Genomic DNA, 2,065 nt, shown 5'->3' with positions numbered 1-2,065 from the left:
TTGACTGCGGCGAATCCGGTTCCACCCTGCGGTTTCTCATCCCGCTGGCGCTGCTGGGGGAACAGAAGGTGACCTTCCATGGCCGTGGCAGGCTGGCCCAGCGCCCGCTGGACGAATACGCCGCCATTTGCCGGCGGCAGGGACTGCTGTGGGAAAGCGGCGGCGGCCTGCCGCTGACTGTACAGGGCCGGCTGCAGCCCGGCCGGTTCATGCTGCGCGGCGATATCAGTTCCCAGTTTTTATCCGGCCTGCTGTTTGCTTTGCCGTTGTTGGCGGGGGATTCGGAGATCCATATCACCACGCCGCTGGAGTCAAAAGGCTACGTGGATCTGACCCTGGCCGCCCTGGCAGACCATGGGGTGACGGTCAGCCACCGCGAATACCGGGAGTTTCACATCCGCGGCGGGCAGACGTATCAACCCCGTAACAGCGCGGTTGAGGGGGACTTTTCCCAGGCGGCCTTCTGGCTGGTGGCCGGCACGATCGGGGCAGCGGTAAACTGTCACGCTTTGGCGGCGGCATCCCTGCAGGGCGATAAAGCGGTCATTGAGCTGCTCAATGCCGCCGGCGGCGCAATCCGCTGGACAGAGGGGATTTGTACGGCCTCGCCGGCGGTCACTTACGGTACGGTCATTGATGCGGCCGACTGCCCGGATTTGGTGCCGGTATTGGCCGTCATGGCCAGCGTCAGCCAGGGCGAAACCCGCATTATTCGCGCCGGCCGCCTGCGCATCAAGGAATCCGACCGCCTGGCCGCCACGGCGCGGGAGCTGGGCAAACTCGGCGCCGATATCCGGGAAGAGGGAGATTCGCTGGTGATTTGCGGCAAACCGGCGCTGGAGGGCGGTGAGGTGGACAGCTGGCAGGATCACCGCATTGCCATGGCTCTGGCTATTGCCTCCATCCGCTGCCGGCAGCCGGTTCTCCTTCACGGAGCCGAATGCGTCAGCAAATCCTATCCGGGATTCTGGCAGGATTTTATCAGTCTGGGAGGGATCCTTCATGAGCGCAGTGTGGGGTAGAAAAGTCCGCTATACTATCTTTGGCGAGAGCCATGGCGCCGGCATCGGCATCGTGATCGACGGACTGCCGGCCGGCATCCTGCTGGATCAGACGCTGATCCACGGGAAATGGCGCGAAGGGCGCCCGGCCGCAGCGATTTGGCCACTCCCCGCCGGGAGCCCGACGCAGCGGAGATCGTCAGCGGTCTGTATCAGGGCCGGACTGACGGTTCCCCTCTTTGCGCCGTGATCCAAAACCAGGATACGCGCTCCGCCGATTATGCCGCCGAGCCCCGCGTATTCCGGCCGGGACACGCCGATTACACCGGCTTTGTCAAAGCCGGCGGCTACAATGATCCCCGCGGCGGCGGCCACTTCTCCGGCCGCCTGACAGCCCCGCTGGTGTTTGCCGGGGCCATAGCCCGGCAATTGCTGACAGACGCCGGCATCCAGATCGGAGCCCACATTGCACAAATCGGCGATGTCAGAGACCGGTCTTTCGACCCTGTGGCTGTATCCGGCGAAGTGCTGGCTAAACTGGGCCAGGCGGATTTCCCGGTCCTGGACCCGGCGGCGGCGGACGGCATGCGACGGGTCATTCAGACGGCGAAAGAAGCGGGAGATTCGGTGGGAGGCGTGATTGAGGCGGCGGTTGCCGGACTGCCGGCCGGCCGGGGGGAACCTTCTTTGATTCGGCGGAAAGCGTATTGGCGCATCTTTTGTTTTCCATCCCAGCCGTCAAAGGAGTGGAATTCGGCGCCGGTTTTGCGCTGGCCGGCATGCGCGGCAGCCAGGCGAATGATTCTTTTGTCAATAACAACGGCCAGGTGCAAACCGCGACCAATTATCACGGTGGTATCCTGGGGGGCATTACCAGCGGTATGCCGCTCGTGCTGCGGGCGGCCTTCAAGCCGACGCCGTCGATTGCCCGGCGGCAGGATACGCTCAACGCCAAGGTTGAGGCGACAGTACTGGAGATCAAAGGGCGTCATGACCCCTGCATCGTTCTCCGCGCCGTGCCGGTGGTTGAAGCGGTCATTGCCCTGGCCGTTTGGGATATATTG

General features: G+C 63.8%; 1 protein-coding gene and 1 pseudogene. Both read left to right on the top strand.

Annotated elements, in window-relative coordinates; translation table 11 throughout:
- A partial coding sequence (locus ALO_RS03975; RefSeq protein ID WP_004093195.1) for a 3-phosphoshikimate 1-carboxyvinyltransferase occupies positions 1-1,022 on the top strand: 1,022 nt, incomplete at its 5' end.
- Positions 1,003-2,065 (top strand): annotated as a pseudogene (gene aroC / locus ALO_RS23745) (chorismate synthase); the annotation flags it as partial. The gene ALO_RS03975 and the pseudogene aroC, both read left to right, overlap by 20 nt.

Source organism: Acetonema longum DSM 6540 (genome assembly GCF_000219125.1).
GTDB lineage: Bacteria > Bacillota > Negativicutes > Sporomusales > Acetonemataceae > Acetonema > Acetonema longum.
This window is presented reverse-complemented; position numbering and strand designations above follow the sequence as displayed.